18 protein-coding genes are annotated in these 17,085 nt (G+C 72.1%); 1 reads left to right on the top strand and 17 read right to left on the bottom strand.

The features are described from left to right. Window positions 1-98: 98 nt before the first annotated feature. From dprA to ACIPXM_RS30235, 15 genes are all read right to left on the bottom strand, one after another. Entirely contained in the window at window positions 99-1,367 is a 1,269-nt protein-coding gene (gene dprA, locus ACIPXM_RS30305; RefSeq protein WP_401662038.1) for a DNA-processing protein DprA, read from the bottom strand. Further along, window positions 1,364-3,034: a YifB family Mg chelatase-like AAA ATPase gene (locus tag ACIPXM_RS30300; RefSeq protein ID WP_401662035.1), complete on the bottom strand. Its 1,671-nt coding sequence runs from the start codon at window positions 3,032-3,034 to the stop codon at window positions 1,364-1,366. Before ACIPXM_RS30300 ends, dprA begins: the two co-directional genes overlap by 4 nt. Window position 3,035: 1 nt before the next feature. After that, complete coding sequence (locus ACIPXM_RS30295; RefSeq protein WP_401662032.1) at window positions 3,036-3,401, bottom strand: YraN family protein; 366 nt, start codon at window positions 3,399-3,401, stop codon at window positions 3,036-3,038. A gap of 184 nt (window positions 3,402-3,585) precedes the next feature. Continuing rightward, window positions 3,586-3,894 (bottom strand): DUF2469 domain-containing protein, encoded by a 309-nt coding sequence (locus ACIPXM_RS30290; RefSeq protein ID WP_005311352.1) that lies wholly within the window; start codon window positions 3,892-3,894, stop codon window positions 3,586-3,588. Between the two features lie 55 nt (window positions 3,895-3,949). Beyond that, window positions 3,950-4,471 (bottom strand): NUDIX hydrolase, encoded by a 522-nt coding sequence (locus ACIPXM_RS30285; RefSeq protein WP_401662029.1) that lies wholly within the window; start codon window positions 4,469-4,471, stop codon window positions 3,950-3,952. After that, complete coding sequence (gene lepB, locus ACIPXM_RS30280) at window positions 4,468-5,277, bottom strand: signal peptidase I (protein WP_401662026.1); 810 nt, start codon at window positions 5,275-5,277, stop codon at window positions 4,468-4,470. Before lepB (ACIPXM_RS30280) ends, ACIPXM_RS30285 begins: the two co-directional genes overlap by 4 nt. Window positions 5,278-5,533: 256 nt before the next feature. Then, on the bottom strand, window positions 5,534-6,652 hold the full coding sequence (lepB, locus tag ACIPXM_RS30275) for a signal peptidase I (RefSeq protein ID WP_401662288.1): 1,119 nt from the start codon (window positions 6,650-6,652) through the stop codon (window positions 5,534-5,536). After that, on the bottom strand, window positions 6,567-7,532 hold the full coding sequence (gene lepB / locus ACIPXM_RS30270; protein ID WP_401662286.1) for a signal peptidase I: 966 nt from the start codon (window positions 7,530-7,532) through the stop codon (window positions 6,567-6,569). Before lepB (ACIPXM_RS30270) ends, lepB (ACIPXM_RS30275) begins: the two co-directional genes overlap by 86 nt. A gap of 208 nt (window positions 7,533-7,740) precedes the next feature. Further along, window positions 7,741-8,652, bottom strand: coding sequence for a signal peptidase I (gene lepB / locus ACIPXM_RS30265; protein ID WP_401662024.1), 912 nt, complete (start codon window positions 8,650-8,652; stop codon window positions 7,741-7,743). 38 nt (window positions 8,653-8,690) lie between these two features. Then, on the bottom strand, window positions 8,691-9,041 hold the full coding sequence (gene rplS / locus ACIPXM_RS30260; protein WP_401662022.1) for a 50S ribosomal protein L19: 351 nt from the start codon (window positions 9,039-9,041) through the stop codon (window positions 8,691-8,693). A 128-nt stretch (window positions 9,042-9,169) separates the two neighbouring features. Continuing rightward, the gene (gene trmD / locus ACIPXM_RS30255; RefSeq protein WP_401662019.1) at window positions 9,170-9,991 is read right to left on the bottom strand and encodes a tRNA (guanosine(37)-N1)-methyltransferase TrmD; all 822 of its coding nucleotides are present in this window, start codon (window positions 9,989-9,991) and stop codon (window positions 9,170-9,172) included. Further along, the gene (gene rimM, locus ACIPXM_RS30250; RefSeq protein WP_401662017.1) at window positions 9,991-10,596 is read right to left on the bottom strand and encodes a ribosome maturation factor RimM; all 606 of its coding nucleotides are present in this window, start codon (window positions 10,594-10,596) and stop codon (window positions 9,991-9,993) included. Before rimM ends, trmD begins: the two co-directional genes overlap by 1 nt. Before the next feature lie 82 nt (window positions 10,597-10,678). Further along, window positions 10,679-10,918 carry an RNA-binding protein gene (locus ACIPXM_RS30245; protein WP_056566048.1) on the bottom strand — a complete coding sequence of 80 codons (240 nt, stop codon included), beginning with the start codon at window positions 10,916-10,918 and terminating at the stop codon, window positions 10,679-10,681. Between the two features lie 2 nt (window positions 10,919-10,920). Beyond that, entirely contained in the window at window positions 10,921-11,364 is a 444-nt protein-coding gene (gene rpsP, locus ACIPXM_RS30240; protein ID WP_401662013.1) for a 30S ribosomal protein S16, read from the bottom strand. Window positions 11,365-11,558: 194 nt separating this feature from the next. Continuing rightward, window positions 11,559-12,152, bottom strand: coding sequence for a hypothetical protein (locus ACIPXM_RS30235; protein WP_401662010.1), 594 nt, complete (start codon window positions 12,150-12,152; stop codon window positions 11,559-11,561). 357 nt (window positions 12,153-12,509) lie between these two features. Here ACIPXM_RS30235 and ACIPXM_RS30230 point away from each other — a divergent pair, with 357 nt between their 5' ends. Next, window positions 12,510-13,238 (top strand): class I SAM-dependent methyltransferase, encoded by a 729-nt coding sequence (locus ACIPXM_RS30230; RefSeq protein WP_401662008.1) that lies wholly within the window; start codon window positions 12,510-12,512, stop codon window positions 13,236-13,238. 99 nt (window positions 13,239-13,337) lie between these two features. On the opposite strand, the gene ftsH is transcribed toward ACIPXM_RS30230, so the two are convergent. Further along, complete coding sequence (gene ftsH, locus ACIPXM_RS30225) at window positions 13,338-15,314, bottom strand: ATP-dependent zinc metalloprotease FtsH (protein WP_401662005.1); 1,977 nt, start codon at window positions 15,312-15,314, stop codon at window positions 13,338-13,340. Between the two features lie 153 nt (window positions 15,315-15,467). After that, on the bottom strand, window positions 15,468-17,021 hold the full coding sequence (gene ffh / locus ACIPXM_RS30220; protein ID WP_401662002.1) for a signal recognition particle protein: 1,554 nt from the start codon (window positions 17,019-17,021) through the stop codon (window positions 15,468-15,470). Window positions 17,022-17,085 lie beyond the last annotated feature (64 nt).

Genomic DNA, 17,085 nt, shown 5'->3' with positions numbered 1-17,085 from the left:
GTGCTCGTACGGGGGCGGTGGCGCGGGTGTGCCCCTGGGGTGTGGCTGGGTGAACAGGATTGCTCATCGTCTTCACCATTTCACCCGAATGCGGCGGGTCAAGTACCGCCATGCCGGACGTTCGAGGGTTCTGTCGGGCTGTTCGTCAACCTCCAGTCGTCGTGGTGTCGCTCGACGAACCCGAGGGAGTGGAGTTCGTACAGCTTGGCGAGGGTGTGGTCGGGGTGGGTGCCGGCGCGGGTGGCGATGTCGGTGAGGGGGGTGGGGTGCTGTCCGGGGAGGGCTTCGAGGACGCGGGCGGTGTCGGGGGCGAGGAGGTCGCGGGGCAGGACGGGGCCTTGGCGGTGGGGGGCGAGCTGGCCGATGTCGCCGACGAGTTCGATGATCTCGGCGGCGTCGGTGACGAGGGTGGCGTCGTGGCGGAGGAGTTCGTGGACTCCGGCGGAGAGGCCGCTGGTGATGGGTCCGGGGACGCCCATGGTGTGGCGGCCGAGGCGGGCGGCGGCGCGGGCGGTGACGAGGGAGCCGCTGCGGTATTGGGCTTCGATGACGACGGTGCCGCGGGTGAGGGCGGCGATGACGCGGTTGCGGAGGATGAAGCGGCTGCGGGTGGGGTGGGCTCCTGGGGGGAGTTCGCCGAGGAGGATGCCTTGTTCGGCGATGCGTTGGAGGAGTCCGGCGTGGCCTCTCGGGTAGGGGATGTCGATGCCGCAGGCGAGGACGGCGAGGGTGGCGCCGCCGTTGCCGAGGGCGCCTCGGTGGGCGGCGCCGTCGATGCCGAAGGCGGCTCCTGAGACGACGACCCAGCCGTGTTCGGCGAGTCCGGCGGCGAGGGTGGCGGCGGTGTGGGCGCCGTAGGGGGTGCAGGTGCGGGCGCCGACGAGGGCGACGGAGCGCAGGGCCCAGGCGCGGAGGTCGGCGGGGCCGCGGACCCAGAGGCCGAGGGGGCGGGCGTCGTGGAGGTCGTCGAGTTGGGTGGGCCATTCGGTGTCGCCGGGGATGAGGAAGCGGCCGCCGAGGCGGGTGATGCGGTCGAGGTCGTGGTGGGGGCGGGCGGTGGCGGCGCGGCGGCGCCAGGTGGCGATGCGGGCGGGGCTGGTGCCGGGGAAGGCGACGGGGTCGGGGTCGGGGTGGTCGGCGTGCCCGCGGGTGAGGGTGAGGAGGTCGAGGAAGCGGGTGGCGCCGTGTCGGTGGAGGGCGCGGCCGGCGTGTTCGTCGCCGGGTTCGACGAGGTGGGTGAGGGTGGCGCGGGCGAGTCGTTCCTCGGCACGCGGGTCGGTGGCCGGAGGGCCGGGCGGGTGGGGGGCGCGGGGTCGCGGGCCGCCGGTGCCGGGGCCGGTTTCGCCGGGGTACGGGGTGGGGGTCATCGCCACTCCCCCGTCGCCGCGCCCCTCGGCCCCGCGCCCGCGCCCGCACCCGCTGTCGCTCGGGCCGGTGTCGGGAGGGGAACACCGCGGGCGATGCCGGTGCGGAGTTCGAGGGCGAGGGTCAGGTCCTCGGCGGTGGGGCGGTCGTGTCCGGCGAGGTCGGCGACGGTCCAGGCGACGCGGAGGACGCGGTCGACGCCCCGGGCGGTGAGCAGGCCGCGTTCGATGTCGCGTTCGGCGGCGGCGAGGGCGCCGGGGGCGGGTTGGTAGCGGGTGCGGAGTTCGTGGCCGGGGATCTCGCTGTTGAGGGTCCAGGGGGTGCCGTCGAGTCGGGCGGCGGCGCGGGCGCGGGCCTCACGGACGCGGTCGGCGACGGTGCTGCTCGGTTCGCCTCGGCCGCCGTGTCCGAGGAGGTCGGAGCGGGTGACGGGTTCGACCTCGATGCGGAGGTCGACCCGGTCGAGGAGGGGTCCGGAGAGCCGGGCCTGGTAGCGGCGGATGTGGGCGGGTGGGCATTCGCAGTCGGCGCCGTGGAGGGTGTGGCGGCCGCAGGGGCAGGGGTTGGCGGCGAGGGCGAGGAGGAAGCGGGCGGGGAGGCGGACGACTCCGGCGGCTCGGGCGACGATGACGTGCCCGGATTCGAGGGGTTGGCGGAGTGCGTCGAGTGATTTCGTGGAGAATTCGGGCGCTTCGTCGAGGAAGAGGACGCCTCGGTGGGCGAGGGAGACGGCTCCGGGGCGGGGCAGTCCGTTGCCGCCGCCGATGAGGGACTGCATGGTCGCGGAGTGGTGGGGTGCGCAGTAGGGCGGGCGGCGGACGAGGGGTTCGCCGGGCGGCAGGATCCCGGCGACGGAGTGGACGGCGGTGACTTCGAGGGATTCGTGCCGGGTGAGCGGCGGGAGGATGGCGGGGAGTCGTTCGGCGAGCATGGTTTTGCCGGCGCCGGGTGGTCCGGTGAGCAGGAGGTGGTGGCTGCCGGCGGCGGCGATCTCGAGGGCGCGGCGGGCGGTGTGCTGGCCGGCGACGTCGGCGAGGTCGGGGCCGTCGCCGGGGTCGGCGGCGAGGCCGGTGCCGATGCCCGCGCCGGGGACGAGGAGTCCGGCGAGGAGGGGGTCGGGGCGGCCGGGGTCGTGGGGTTCTTCCTGGGGGACGGGTTCGTCGGTGAGGACGGCGATGAGTTGGCGCAGGGTGCGGACGCCGAGGACGGAGACGCCGGGGACGAGGGCGGCTTCGCCCGCGGTCTGTTCGGGAACGACGACGTGGCGGTAGCCCGCGTCGGCGGCGGCGAGGACGGCGGGGAGGATGCCTCGGACGGGTCGGACGCGGCCGTCGAGGCCGAGTTCGCCGATGAGGACGAGGTCGGCGATGGCGCGGGGGTCGATGCGTTCGGCAGCGCCGAGGATGGCGGCGGCGACGGCGAGGTCGAAGCCGGATCCGGCTTTGGGGACGGCGGCGGGGCTGAGTCCGACGGTGAGTTTCTTCTGGGGCCATTCGGCGTCGGAGTTGGCGATGGCGGCGCGGACGCGGTCGCGGCTCTCGGTGAGGGTCTTGTCGGGGAGTCCGACGAGGGTGAAGGCGGCGACGCCGGTTTCGAGGTCGGCCTGGACCTCGACGAGGACTCCTTCGACGCCGACGAGGGCGACGGAGCAGGTGCGGGCGAAGGTCATGTCAGGCCACCCCCTGGGCGTGGGTGACGACGGGTGCGCCGCGGCGGGGCAGCAGGACGCCGATGAGGTCGATGCGGACACCGCCGTCGCCGGGTGGGGTGCCGTGGGTGTCGAGCCAGCAGGCGGCGAGGTGGCGGAGTCGTCGGGCTTTGGCCGGGGTGATGGCGGCCATGGGGTGTTGGAAGATGCCGTCGCGGCGGGTTTTGACCTCGCAGACGACGAGGGTGTCGCCGTCGCGGGCGACGATGTCGATCTCTCCGGTGCGGCCGTGCCGCCAGTTTCTGGCGAGGATGTGCAGGCCGGTCGTGGTGAGGGTGCGGGCGGCGACGTCTTCGCCGTATCGCCCGAGCGCGCTGGTCGCGTTCATTCGGTACCACCTCCGGCACCGAATGTGACGCACCGCTACGTTCCGTGTGCGGGCCTGTGGAGGAGTGGCTGTCTGTGGACAACTTCGTCACTCGTCCGGGTGGTCCGCGGTGGTCCGCCCCGCGCCCCGCCCCTCGCCCTGCCCCGTGACCTGCCCCATGCCGCGCCCCCGGGGGCCCGGCGGCTCAGCTGCCGGGAAGCTCCAGGTCGCTCTTGTTGAGCTCCTCGATATTCACGTCCTTGAACGTGAGGACGCGGACCTGCTTCACGAATCGGGCCGGCCGGTACATGTCCCAGACCCAGGCGTCGGCCATGGAGACCTCGAAGAAGACCTCGCCCTGGACCGAGTGGACCTGCATCTCGTAGTCGTTGGTGAGGTAGAAGCGCCGCTCGGTCTCGATCACGTATTTGAACAGCCCGACGACGTCGCGGTACTCCCGGTAGAGCTTCAGCTCCATCTCGGTCTCGTACTTCTCGAGGTCCTCGGCGCTCATGGCATGTTCCCCTTCAGCCGTGCGTCCCCCCATTGTGCGCCAGCCGCTCGCTCCCCTAAACGATTTCCGGGGCGAGATCGAGCGGCGTGCTCGGGGGTCCTTCGTCGAGCAGAGTGTGGAGCAGCTCGGCGAGTCTGTTGGGGTACACCGTCTCACGGGCCGCCGACAGTTCGGCGGAGGTCCACCATCTCAGGCCGGCGACGCTACGGGCCTCGAGCTCGGTGAGGGCGCTGGGCGCGGTGGCGGTCTGGGTGGTACGGGCCAGGTAGTACCACTCGTCCTGGTCCCAGCGGCGTCCGGCGAAGGGGAACGAGCAGAAGCGCCGCCAGAGCAGCGGGCCGAGCCGTACGTCGGTGATGCCGGTCTCCTCGGCGAGTTCGCGCAGCGCGGCCTGTTCGCGGGTCTCGTCGCCCTCCAGGCCGCCGCCGGGTGTGAACCACCAGGTCTGGGCGGGGTCGTCGGGTTCGAAGCCGTGGATGAGGAGGATCCGGTCGTCCGGGTCGAGCAGCACGACCCGTGCGACCCGCCGCGACTCCACCTCGGTCGCCGCCGCGCCCGCCGTCTCCGCGCCGCTCACGCGTTCACCCGGCCCTTCGCGGTCCCGGCCGCAGAACCCGTGGTCTTCTTCCGGCCCCCGCGCCGCACCAGCGGCCCGTACGCCGCCCCGGCCAGGATCAGTACGCACCCGGCGACGATCGCGCTGACCAGGGGCACCACGGGGCCGGGCTGCGAGGTGCCGCCGGGGAGGGCCGCGAAGGCCGCCGGGCGGTCCAGGGCGCCGGGGGCGGGCCAGGCGACGGCGTCGACCCGGCCGATCACCGCGCCGCGCGGCACGGCGCCGTGTCCGGCTTCCTGGAGGTGGGCCCGGGAGTCCATCGAGGTGTGGCGGTCGTCGCCGAGCAGGAAGAGGCTGCCGTCGGGGACCTTGGCGGAGAACTCGGCTCCCGGGGCCGCCGCGCCCGCGCTGCCCGGCTGCCCGTCGGCGGTGCCGACGGCCTTGCCCGCGTCCCGCAGATACGGTTCGTCGACCGGGGTGCCGTTGACGGTGAGGCGGCCGCCCGCGCCGCAGCAGGCGACGGTGTCGCCGCCGACGCCCACGACCCGCTTGACCATGGTGACGTTGCCCCACTGGACGTCCTGGAAGACGACGATGTCGCCCCGCTTGACGTCGGCTCCGTCGACGCGCGCCGCGAGGATCTTGGAGCCGACGGCGAGCGTCGGGGTCATGGAGTCGGTGGGCACCGTGAACGGCTGGTAGAGCAGCGCCCCGAGGCCGAAGCCGCCGAGGAAGAGCACACAGCCGACGGCCACGGCCAGCCCCGACAGGACTCTGCCGAGGCGGCCGTGGCCGTCCTGGGGAACCGAACGCGGTTCGACACTCATGGGCACCTCGGGTGTTCGGGTGATCCGGTGGACCGGTCCGTCCGGCGTTCCGACGTTCCGGCGTTCCGACGTTCCGGTGGACCGGCACTCTGGTTGTCCGGTGTTCCGCCGGGCCGTCGTCCGGGCTGTCTTCCAGGCCGTCGTCCGGGCCGTCGTCCGGGCCGTCGTCCGGGCCGTCGTCCGGGCCGTCGTCCGGGCCGTCGTCCGGGCCGTCGCCGGTGCGGACGGCCCGGGTGGGCACCCTACCCGTGAGTCACTACTGCGCGGTATGGGCAGTCCGCGCGATGTCGTTCCCACCGGCCTCGCGGGCGGTGCGCCGCTTGCGGCGCCACAGCACCAGCGGGAGCGCCCCGGCGAGACCGAGGGTGGCCGGGGCGGCGGCCAGTGCCTGGCTGAGGCCGGGCTGGTCGTACGTGGCCGGGACGGGCAGCGTCGACCAGCGGGTCACCGGCCAGGCGATGACGACGGCGCGGCCCACCACGTCGTCGTTGGAGACGGTGCCGCCACCGGGGAGTTCCATGTGGTAGCGGGAGTCCAGCGAGTTCTGCCGGTTGTCGCCCATGACCCAGATGCGGCCCTCGGGGACCTTGACCGGGCCGAAGGCGGGGTCGCACGGCACGGAGCCGGGGTGGAGGTAGGAGCTCTCGTCGAGTTCCTTGCCGTTGACGACGACCTTGCCGCCCTCCTTGCAGGAGACGGTGTCGCCGCCGACCGCGATGACCCGCTTGATCAGGTCCTTCTCCTCGGCGGACGGCATCAGGCCGATGAAGCTGAGGACCTTCTGGAGCACGTTGGGGTCGGGGGTGTTGGCCTCTTCGAGCCAGCCGCCCGGGTCGTGGAAGACGACGACCTCGCCGCGCTCGGGCTCGGAGCCGAACCACGGGGTGAGCTTGTCGACGAGGACCCGGTCGCCGCGCTGCAGGGTGTTCATCATCGAGTCCGAGGGGATCGAGAACGCCTGCACCAGGAACGTCTTGATCAGCAGGGCGAGGACCAGCGCGATGCCGATGAGGAGCGGCAGTTCCTTCCAGAAGGAACGCGGCTTCTTGGGGCCGCGGTCGGACCGGCCGGCTTTGCCGGCACCGCCTTCCCCGTTCCCGTCGCCATCGCCGTCACCGTCGTCCCCGCCGTCGTGGCCCGAACCCGAGCCACCGGCCGGCGCGGCGGCAGGGGTGGCCTGGGCCTGCGGGACCTCGGACGGGCCGGCGGCCGGAGCGCCGGGAGCCGGGGCCGGGGAGGGGTCGGAGCCGGGAGCGCCGGGCGCGGGACGGCCCGCGGGGTCGGCGGAGTCATCCGTCATGGCCGCCACCGGCGGGGCGGGCCGCTCGGGCCTGTCCTCGGGCTCGCCGTGTCCGGATCGTGCGCCGACGGCCAAATCCCCCACATCCACTCCTCAGTCCGTGCAATCGCCCGCCCCGGAACAGGGTCAGGCCCACCACTCCCATAACGAGCAGAAGTTCCGCAGGGGTCGGGAGTTTCGGCAATCCGTTCAGATCGCGCGGGGACACACTATGCGACAGACCTGTGGGTACGGCCCCCGCCGCCCCGCCGTCGTCCGCAGCTGCGGCTGGTACGTCGGCGAACGTCGACCGCGACTCCAGGCGCCGCCAGTGGCCGAAGGGCCAGGCGATGACGACGGCCCTGCCCACGATCCGGTCCTCGGCGACGGTGCCGTGCTCCGGTTCGTCGAGGTGGTAGCGCGAATCGGCGGAGTCGGCCCGGTGGTCGCCCATCACGAACACCCGCCCCGGCGGCACCTTGACCTCGAACGGCATCGTCGAGGGCACGTTCCCCGGGTGCAGATACGGTTCCTCAACGGCCACGCCGTTGACGGTGAGCCGCCCGTCGGCACCGCAGCACTTCACCGTGTCGCCGCCGACCGCGACGACCCGCTTGATCAGGTCCCGCTCGTCGGCGGACGGCATCAGACCGATGAAAGTCAGGCCCTGCTTGATCTGCTTCACGCCGACCGGGTCGTCGGACCCCGTGGTCTCCTCGTGCTGGAGCCAGTTGCCGGGGTCCTCGAAGACGACGACGTCACCGCGCTGCGGCGTGCTGCCGAACCACGGGGTCAACTTGTCGACAAGGACCCGGTCGTCGATCCGGATGGTCTGCTCCATCGAGCCCGACGGGATCACGAACGCCTGCACCAGGAACGTCTTCAGGACCAGGGCGATGAGGACGGCGACGGTGAGGAGGAGCGGGATCTCGGTGATCGTCGAACGCCGTCGGCGTCTTCTGACCTTACGGGCCAGTCGGCGCCGCTCGGCCCGCCCGGCCGCCGCGGGCCCCGCCGCGGGCCCCGCGCCCGTACCCCGCCCCGTACCGGACCCGGAACTCGTACCCGTACCGGAATCCCCGCCGGCCCCACCGAACGTCTCGTACGGTACGGAACCGGCGCCTCCGGAACCGACACCTCCGGAACCGGCGCGGCCGGCTCGGCCGGCCGGGGGCTTGCCCCGCCTACCCACGTCCGGACCCCGGCGCGGAACCTGGTCCGGACCCCGGTCCTGACCCCTGGCCGCCGGACAGGGCGTGGGCGCCGCCGCCCGACCAGTCCGGGACCGCGTCGAACGCGCCGGTCGCCGGGATCGTCGTCCAGCGGCCGACGGGCCAGCCGATCCAGTCGGCGCGGCCGATCACCTTGTCGACCGGGACCATGCCGCCGCCGGGCTGGCCGAGGTGGTCGCGGGAGTCGCTGGACTGGCTGCGGTGGTCGCCCATCACCCACAGGGTTCCCTGAGGCACCACGATGTCGAAGGGCACGCTGGAGGGGCGGTCGCCGGGCATCAGATAGGACTCACGCACCGGGACGCCGTTGACGCTGAGTCCGCCGTCCTTGTCGCAGCAGACCACCCGGTCGCCGCCGGTGCCGATGACCCGCTTCACGAAGTCGGTCTCGTCGGGTTCCGCGAGCCCGAGGGCGGCCGCCGCGTCGTGCAGCAGGCCGGTCACCGGGTTCTGCGCGGGCGGCTCCTGGACGAAGGAGCCGGTGCCGTCGAAGACGACGACGTCACCCCGGCGCGGCTCGGCGCCGAAACGGTACGCCAGCTTGTTGACCAGGATCCGGTCGCCGACCTGGAGGGTGGGCTGCATCGAGCTGCTCGGGACCAGGAACGGCTGGAGCACGAAATGGCTGAAAACCAGCAGGAAGACCATGCAGGCGACACCGATCAGACCGGTCCGCCGCCAGCTCAGCACACCACCGGCACGCCGCGAACCGGCAGACCCGGAATCAGGCCCGGAAACAGTCCCGGATTCAGGGCCGGAAACCGAATCGGGATCAGGCCCGGAAACGCGCGCGGAGCGCGACCGCTCCTCCTCGTCGGAGGAGCGATCGCGCTCCGTGTGCTCTTGCTGTGCTTCGGTGTCCATCGGGGGCGAGCCTATCCCGCCACCCTGAGGACCGAGGCTCAGTTGTCGCGCTTCTCCTTGATCTTCGCGGCCTTGCCGCGCAGCTCACGGAGGTAGTACAGCTTCGCGCGACGGACGTCACCGCGGGTCACGAGCTCGATCTTCTCGAAGATCGGGCTGTTCACCGGGAAGGTGCGCTCGACGCCGACGGAGAAGGAGACCTTGCGGACCGTGAAGGTCTCGGAGACGCCCGAGCCCTGACGGCGGATGACGACACCCTTGAACTGCTGGATACGGGAGCGGTTGCCCTCGATGACGCGAACGTGGACGTTCACGGTGTCGCCGGGGCGGAAGGCCGGGACGTCGGAGCGCAGGGCCGCGGCGTTGACCTGGTCGAGCAGGGAGGCCATGGAGGTCTCTTTCCTCGCCGATGCCACAGGTCATCAGCGGTGTGTACGAACGATGGGATCGCCGTCCGTCGTCGGCGGGCGTCGTCCCCCCTGTGGCAGGGGGCGCGCGCCGGACGTACGGCAGCTGCCTATTCTTCCACGCCCTGCGGCCTGCGCCAAAATCGGCCGCCGGGCTCGGGGGCCCAGCCGAGGATGGAGAGCGTCTCGCGGTCCTTCTTGTCGAAGGCGGCGGGGTCGGTGCGCTCGATCAGGTCGGGGCGGTGGGCGGCGGTGCGGCGCAGGGCCTCGTCGCGCCGCCAGCGGGCGATCTTGCCGTGGTGGCCGCTGACCAGGACGTCGGGGATGCCGTGGCCGCGCCACACCGGGGGCTTGGTGTAGACGGGGCCTTCGAGCAGGTTGGCCATGGCGCCGGGGGCGAAGGAGTCGTCCTGGTGGGACTCGGCGTTGCCGAGGACGCCGGGCAGCAGCCGGGCGACGGCCTCGGTGACGACGAGGACGGCGGCCTCGCCGCCCGCGAGGACGTAGTCGCCGATCGACACCTCGTACACCGGGATGCGGGTGGCGTACTCGTCCATGACGCGGCGGTCGATGCCCTCGTAGCGGGCGGGCGTGAAGATCAGCCAGGGCCGCTCGGACAGCTCGACGGCGAGTTCCTGGGTGAAGGGCCGGCCGCTGGGGGTGGGCACGACGAGGGCGGGCGCGTGGGCACCGGCCTCGTAGCCGTCGGTGAGGGCCTGGTCGAGGGCGTCGCCCCAGGGGTCGGTCTTCATGACCATGCCGGGGCCGCCGCCGTACGGGGTGTCGTCGACGGTGTTGTGCCGGTCGTACGTCCAGTCCCGCAGGTCGTGGACGTGCACGTCGAGCACGCCGCGGGCGCGGGCCTTGCCGACCAGCGAGACGTTCAGCGGTTCGAGGTACTCGGGGAAGATCGTGACGACGTCGAGGCGCATCAGGAGGCGTCCTTGTCCGACGTGTCCGAGCTCGACTCTGCGTCGCCCGTCTCGGTCTCGTCCGCCTCGTCGCGCGAGGAGGCCACGACCGCCTGGGCGTCGTCGATCAGGCCCGGCGGCGGGTCGATGACGGCACGCTGGTTCTCCAGGTCGATCTCGGTGACGATCTGCGAGACGAACGGGATCATCAGCTCGCTGCCGTCCGGCCGTTCCACGATGAACAGGTCCTGGGACGGCAGGTGCGAGATCTCCGAGATGACGCCGATCTCGGTGCCGTCGGCGAGGACCACGTCGAGGTCGACCAGCTGGTGGTCGTAGTACTCGTCCTCCTCCTCGGGCAGCTCCTCCGGGTCGACGTCGGCGATGAGGAGGGTGTTGCGCAGGGCCTCGGCGCCGGTGCGGTCGGTGACGCCGGCGAAGCGCAGCATCAGGCGGCCGCTGTGCACCCGGCCGGCCTCGATGGTGAGGGGTCCGACGGTGGCCGGGTCGGTGTGCAGGACGGCGCCGGGGCCGAGCCGCAGCTCGGGCTCGTCGGTCCGTACCTCGACGCTGACCTCGCCCTTGATGCCGTGGGCGCGGCCGATCCGCGCGACTACCAACTGCACTGGTGAACTCTCCTGTCGTACGGGAACGGCAACGGGCCGGGGTGGGCGGCTGCCCTCCCCGGCCCGTGCCGGTGTCAATCTTTCAGCGGACCTGGTCCACGTCGACGAGGTCGACGCGGATCCCCCGGCCGCCGATGGCGCCCACGACGGTGCGCAGTGCGCGCGCGGTGCGCCCGTTGCGGCCGATGACCTTGCCGAGGTCGTCGGGGTGCACCCGGACCTCGAGGACGCGGCCGCGACGCAGGTTGCGCGAGGCGACCTGCACGTCGTCGGGGTTCTCGACGATGCCCTTCACGAGGTGCTCGAGAGCCTCCTCGAGCATGATCAGGCCTCGGTCGACTCGGTGGACTCGGCCTCGGCCTCGTCCGCCTTCTTGTCAGCCTTCTTGGCCTTCGGGGTGATGGCCTCACCCTTGTTGTCGTCGCCCTCGAGGGTCTTCGCGAACTCGTCGAAGGTGGCGCGCTTGGCTTCCTTGGTCGCCGGGGCGAGCAGCGGCTTCTCCGGGGCCGGGAGGCCCTTCGCCTTCTGCCAGTCGCCGGTGAGCTTCAGGATGGCGAGGACGGGCTCGGTCGGCTGGGCGCCGACGGACAGCCAGTACTGCGCACGCTCGGAGTCGACCTCGATACGCGACGGGTTGTACGTCGGGTGGTAGAGGCCGATCTCCTCGATCGCGCGGCCGTCACGGCGGGTGCGCGAGTCGGCGACGACGATGCGGTAGTGCGGCTGGCGAATCTTGCCGAGGCGCTTGAGCTTGATCTTGACTGCCACTGGAGTGGTGTCTCCTGGTCTTGACGTGGTTGGGCACCGGTGATGCCACGTGGGGTTGTGGTACCCGAGTGCCCGATGGACGCGTCAGCCGGAGGAGAGAGGGGTCCTGTTCGACTGTCGAGTACAGCTGACCATTGTGCCACACGTCGTACGGCGGCCTCGCCGCGCCCGCGACGAGGCCGACCCGCGCGCGGTCAGCTGGCGGCGCCGACGGTCTCCGGGATACGGAAGGGCTTGCCGCAGCCGCCGCAGACGATGGGCGCCTGGGCGAGCACGGACGGCACCACGCGCACATTGCGTCCGCAGTCGCAGACCGCCTTGACGCGGACGCCACCGCCGGAGGAGCCGTGCCGGGCGGCCGGTCCGCGGAAGCTGCGCTTGGTGTCGGCGGCGGTGGCCACGGTGTGGGCCTTGAGCGCGCGCTGGAGGCGTTCGATGGTGGGCCGGTAGCGCCGCTTGGCCTCGGCGTTCAGGGTGACCAGGGAGAAGCCGCTGCTGGCGTGCGGCTCCTCGGGATGGTCGAGGCCGAGCTCCTCGGCGATCGCGAGGAATCTGCGGTTGTGGTAGCGGCCGGCGCGGGAGGTGTCGCGGACTCCTCGGGCGGCGGCGATGCCGTGGACTGCCTCGTGGAGCAGTCGCTCGAAGGAGAGCTCGGCGCCGCAGGCGGACGAGGACTCTCCGATCAGGGACTCGGGCGCGGCAAGGTCGGGCAGCTCGGAGTGGTGCCGCTGAATGTCGGCCCACGCCTGTGCCAGCTCTGCGGCGAGAACAGGTGGTGTCGTGCTCACGTCGGGTACAACGAGCCGGATCCCTTCCGGGTTCCATTCCGGGGCAACTCAAATATTTTGCACGTACCCGTCAGTCGGTGCGGATGCGTGGGGAGCTGCGCGTACGGCGCATACGCCCCGGCGCGCGGATGGTTCACGCGCGCCGGAGCGGTGTGGGAGGGACAGTACCGGGTGGCTGCCCGAACTCGGGCACCGCCCCCTCCGTCCCGGACTCCCCCGCCGTCCCCCGGCGGTCGTCCCGTGCTCGCGCGCCCCCTCTCCGGGGGAAGGGGGCGCGCGAGCACTGGACGGCGGACGGGTTGCGCAGTTCCCTGGCTACGGGGGGTTGTCGTCCGAGTACGGATTGGGGCGCTTTCCATGACACCTACGCTCGTCCCGCACCACCCCGCGCGCGACTGGGCCGAGATCCAGGAACGGATGCTCGTGCCCTTGTACGAGGCGGTGTACGACCGGCTCGGCGTGGGCGCCGGGTCGCGGGTGCTCGGCCTGGGCTGCGGCTCCGGTCTGGCGCTGCTGATCGCGGCGGGCCGCGGGGCGCGGGTGACCGGCGCGGACCGCGACCACGCGCGCGTGGCGCTCGCGCGGGAGCGGTTGCCGCGGGTGCGGATCGCCGGGTCCGGGGTGCCGGAGGGCGGTCCGTACGACGTGATCACGGCGTTCCACGGGACGGCGCGGGTCGTCGGGGGTCTTGCGGCGGCCACCCGTCTGGCGGAACCGGGTGCGGCGGTGGTGCTCGCGGGCTGGGGTCCCGCGGAGCGGTGCGCGACGGCCTCGGTGCTGCGGGTCGCGGCGCGGCTGACGGACTGGCGGCCGATGGAGCGGGCGCGCCTGGAGGACGCGGTGGCGGCGGCGGGGCTGCGGGCGGCGGGCAGCGGGCGGGTGTCGTGCCCGTTCGGCTACGCGGACCGGGACAGCGCGGTGCGCGGGCTGCTGTCGACGGGTGAGTTCGACGCGGCGATCGAGGCGACCGATCCGGATCAGGTGGAGAAGGAGCTGCTTGAGGCCCTGGAGCCGTTCGCCCGGCCGGACGGGACGGTGTGGATGGCGAACGACTTCCGGTATGTGATCGCGCGGGTGGCCGCGTAGGGCGGAGCCGGTCCGCCGGGCCCGCCCGCCCCGGCCTGTCGGGGCCTCGCCGTCAGGCCCGGCCGCCGCTCAGGCCCCGCCTCCCCCCTCCGTACCGTCTCAGCCCTCCGTACCGTCCCCGCCGTCCGTACCCTCCTGGCCGTCCCCCGTCCCGTCGTCCTTCGTCAGGCGCGGGATGCCCGCCGCCCGGTACGCCTGTGCCTCCTCCAGGGTCTCGTTCTCCAGCAGGGCCTCCGCGAGGGCGTCGAGCTTGTCGCGGTGGTCGTGGAGCTGGCGGATGGCGCTCTCGTAGCACTCGTCGACGATCCGGCGCATCTCCGCGTCGACGGTGTCGAGGGTGGCGGGCGCGGCGGAGAGGCCGTACGCCTGCTGGGCGTCGCTGGGGATGGCGGTGAGGCGGCCGACGCGTTCGCTCATGCCCCAGCGGCCGGCCATGCCGCGGGCGATGTTGGTGACCTGTTCCAGGTCGCTCTCGGCGCCGGTGGTGATGACGCCGAAGACGACCTGTTCGGCGGCCATGCCGCCGAGGGCGCCGATGATCCGGCCGCGCAGGTACTCCTCGGTGTAGGCGTACTTGTCGGCGTCGGGGGTGGAGAGGGTGACGCCGAGGGCGCGGCCGCGGGGCACGATGGTGATCTTGCGGACGGGGTCGGCGCCGGGCTGGAGCATGCCGAGGAGGGCGTGGCCGCTCTCGTGGTAGGCGGTGCGGCGGCGTTCTTCGAGGGGCATGACGAGCGGGCGTTCGGCGCCGAGCTGGACCTTTTCGAGGGCGTCGGAGAGGTCGGACTGGGTGACGGTCTTCTGCTGGCGTTTCACGGCGAGGAGGGCGGCCTCGTTGGCGAGGTTGGCGAGTTCGGCGCCGGTCATGCCGGGGGTGGTCTTGGCGACCTGTTCGAGGTCGACGTTCTTGGCGAGCGGGATCTCGCGGGTGTGGATCTTGAGGATGGCTTCGCGGCCGCCGCGGTCGGGAGGGTTGACGTGGACGATCCGGTCGAAGCGGCCGGGCCGGGTGAGGGCGGGGTCGAGGACGTCGGCGCGGTTGGTGGCGGCGAGCACGATGACGCCTTCGGAGCCGGTGAAGCCGTCCATCTCGGTGAGGATCTGGTTGAGGGTCTGTTCGCGTTCGTCGTGGCCGCCCATGCCGGCGCCGCCGCCGCGGGCCCGGCCGATGGTGTCGATCTCGTCGATGAAGATGATCGCGGGGGCGACCTTGCGGGCCTCGGCGAAGAGTTCGCGGACGCGGGAGGCGCCGACGCCGACGATCATCTCGATGAATTCGGAGGCGGAGGCGGAGAAGAAGGGCACTCCGGCCTCGCCCGCGACGGCGCGGGCGAGCAGGGTCTTGCCGGTTCCGGGCGGTCCGGCGAGGAGGACGCCGCGGGGCATCTTGGCGCCCATCTCGCGGTAGGCGTCGGGGTTCTTGAGGAAGTCGACGACGTCGTTGAGTTCGCCCTCGACCTCGTCGATGCCGGCGACGTCCTCGAAGGTGGTGCGCTTGCCGCCGTCCAGTTCGACGGGCTTGGGCGGGGTCTTGCGGCCGAGCATGCCGCCCGCGCCGCCGCCCATGCCGGCGCTCATCCGGCGGGCGATGAACACCCACAGGACGACGAGGAGCAGCATCGGGGCGAGCGAGATGAGCAGGTTGGCGAGGAAGCTGCGTTCCTGGACGACGGGTTCGGCGGTGACGACGGTGCCGCTCTTGGTGAGCTGGGCCCACAGGTCGTCGTCGGCGAAGGCGGGGCGCTGGGTGGTGAATTTGCTGTAGTCGCCCTTGCCGCCGTCCGGAACGGGTTGTTTGTTCTTCAGCTGGCCCTGAATGGCGTCGCCTTTGGAGTAGATCTTGGAGACGTTGCCCGCGGCGACCTGTTTGTCGAACTCGGTGTAGGAGATGGTCGGCCCGTCGCCCTCGTTGAAGAGGGAGAGGACGAGGTTGGCGATGAGGTAGACCGCGAGCGCGGTGAGGATGAGTCCGCCCCAGCCTCCGGGCATCTTCTTCTTGGACGGCGGGGGCGGCGGGGCCCCTTCCGAGCGCCAGGGCTGGTCGGTCCGGTCGCGCGGGGGTACGGGGTTGGCCACGGGCTCTCCTCGGGGCGGCTGTGGCCCCAGTATCGAAGAGTGCGGCATTCCCGGCATTACGGGTGGGCCGGGCGGACGAAAAGGGGCCCGCGACGGTTTCGTACCGTCGCGGGCCCCTCCGTACCGCCCTTGTCGGGGCGGGTGCGGGCGTCGTCAGCCCATGAACTTCTTGAACTCGTCGGGCAGCTCGAAGTCGGCGGGGCCCTGGCCGGCCGCCGGGAGCCCGAAGGCGCCGCCGGCCTGCGCCTGCTCGCGGCGCTCCTGGGCGGCCTGCTCGTCGGCCTTCCGCTTCATCGGGTTGCCGCTCTTGCGCTTGCCCTTGGCCTGCTTGATCTGCTTCTTCTGGCGGCCGGGGCCACCGCCCATGCCGGGGATCCCGGGCATGCCGGGCATGCCGCCGCCCTGCGCCATGCGGGACATCATCTTGCGGGCCTCGAAGAAGCGCTCGACCAGGCCCTTGACGGCGCTGACCTCGACACCGGAACCGCGGGCGATACGGGCCCGGCGGGAGCCGTTGATGAGGGTGGGGTCCTGGCGCTCGGCCGGGGTCATCGACTTGATGATCGCGGCGGTGCGGTCGACCTCGCGCTCGTCGATGTTGTTGATCTGGTCCTTCATCTGCGCCATGCCGGGGAGCATGCCGAGCAGCTTGGAGATGGAGCCCATCTTGCGGACCTGCTCCATCTGGGCGAGGAAGTCGTCGAGCGTGAATTCCTGACCCTTCTTGGACGCCAGCTTGGAGGCCATCTTGGCGGCCTCTTCCTGGCTGAAGGTCTGCTCGGCCTTCTCGATGAGCGACAGCATGTCGCCCATGCCGAGGATGCGGGACGCCATGCGGTCCGGGTGGAACGCGTCGAAGTCGTCCAGCTTCTCGCCGTTGGAGGCGAACATGATCTGCTTGCCGGTGACGTGCGCGATGGAGAGCGCGGCACCACCGCGGGCGTCGCCGTCGAGCTTGGACAGCACGACGCCGTCGAAGCCGACGCCGTCGCGGAACGCCTCGGCGGTGTTGACCGCGTCCTGGCCGATCATGGCGTCGACGACGAACAGGATCTCGTCGGGGCTGACGGCGTCGCGGATGTCCGCGGCCTGCCGCATCAGCTCCTGGTCGATGCCGAGGCGGCCGGCGGTGTCGACGATGACGACGTCGTACATCTTCGACCGGGCGTACTCGAGGGAGTCCTTGGCGACCTGGACGGGCTCGCCGACGCCGTTGCCGGGCTGCGGGCCGTAGAAGCCGACACCGGCGCGGTCGGCGACGACCGAGAGCTGGTTGACGGCGTTGGGGCGCTGGAGGTCGCAGGCGACGAGGAGCGGGGTGTGGCCCTGGCTCTTCAGCCAGAGGCCGAGCTTTCCGGCGAGGGTGGTCTTACCGGCACCCTGGAGACCGGCGAGCATGATCACGGTCGGCGGGTTCTTGGCGAACCGCAGTCGGCGGGTCTCGCCGCCGAGGATGCTGACGAGCTCCTCGTTGACGATCTTGATGACCTGCTGGCTGGGGTTCAGCGCCTTGGAGACCTCGGCCCCGACGGACCTCTCCTTGACGTTCTTGATGAACGCGCGGACGACCGGGAGGGCGACATCGGCCTCGAGGAGGGCGATACGGATTTCCCGGGCCGCGCTGTCGATGTCCTGCTCGGAGAGGCGGCCCTTGCCCCGGAGGGACTTGAAGGTATTCGCCAGGCGGTCGGAAAGCGTATCGAACACGGTGGTCGCGATTCCTCGGGTCGGGGTGGGCAGTCACCCAAGGGTATCCGGCCCGGGCCGAGGC

The organism is Streptomyces sp. NPDC090025 (assembly GCF_044748125.1).
Classification (GTDB): Bacteria; Actinomycetota; Actinomycetes; order Streptomycetales; family Streptomycetaceae; genus Streptomyces.
This window is presented reverse-complemented; position numbering and strand designations above follow the sequence as displayed.